The sequence below is a fragment of the Parendozoicomonas verongulae genome, from assembly GCF_009711465.1.
Classification (GTDB): domain Bacteria; phylum Pseudomonadota; class Gammaproteobacteria; order Pseudomonadales; family Endozoicomonadaceae; genus Sansalvadorimonas; species Sansalvadorimonas verongulae.
Map to the genome: position 1 here is coordinate 20301 of NZ_SMME01000869.1, position 1031 is coordinate 21331.

The window sequence follows — 1031 nt, forward strand, 5'->3', positions numbered from 1 at the left end:
GGGTATATTGCCATAAAAACTGTCATCCCGAACGAAAGTCAATCCAGCTATTTCACGCCTACGTCCCAGGAACCAATCTCCCTGACGATAATGATCACCATAAACCAGTAAGTCTGCAAACGCCTCATTAGCCCCGGGTGGTTCAAAGAGTGAATGAACAGGTTCTAAACTATGAGCAACCTCATGAAGAAGAATGTCAGAAGCCAAGAAATCATTTGAATCCAACCATCGAAATGGATTATTTAAAGCAAGCCAGTATAGTGTAAATCCGTATACATTGGCTGTGGCTAAAGCGCGGCGCCATTGCTGAACATCTACTACGAAACGGTAAAGATTATCCGGGGCTTTGTCGCGCATATCTTCATGATTGTCGCTGATGCCTGTCAGTGCATGGGCTTTTTGAATCACTTGATCATAAAAGTTTATAATCGGTGTTGGATCTTCAAGATCTTGCACCATGGCAGAGGGTAAAGTCAGAACGGAGTATTTCCCTTCAAGCTCTGCCCAGGGTGCAGGGTAGTAGCGAATGTAATCGCGCCATTGCTCGGGTGTATCTCTGCCAAGCTTGAACCAGGGGGCTCTGACAGCGCCCGATATAGTAATATCAAAAGAAACCGATTCGTTTTCATCCGCATTTTCATCCGACTCTATATAAATCAACCCAGAAGCCCGGTCACGATCTTGTTGCACACCTTCTCTTAGCTGAAAACTATCAGTGGCGCGTCCAACCCTCTGTAGTTTCTCGGGGCCATGTTCTGTAAAAATTAAGTTATGCGCTCCGACTCTCACTCTTGGCCGCTGCCCCCACGGATCATAAGGCAAGGATTTCTGTTCAATGGTGATGGGTTCCCCCGGCACCCGATAAAGCCCTGTGCTTATCTGATGCCGTGGAGGGAATTTCATCCGTAAAGAGGGCAAACCCCGTGACTTCAGCTGAAATGAGAAGGTTTCCGTCACCCGTTCTGCATCGCGGCCAACAGTTCCTGGAAAGTCATCTCCCGTGGGCATGTAGGCTTTGTATTTTTCTTCCG

Annotated in this window: 1 protein-coding gene; it reads right to left on the reverse strand. The window is 47.4% G+C overall.

All coding sequences use genetic code 11. The annotated features are described in order from the left end of the window. Positions 1 to 1031, reverse strand: a 1031-nt coding sequence (locus tag E1189_RS19910) for a M60 family metallopeptidase (protein WP_230460550.1), incomplete at both ends; no start/stop codon positions are given.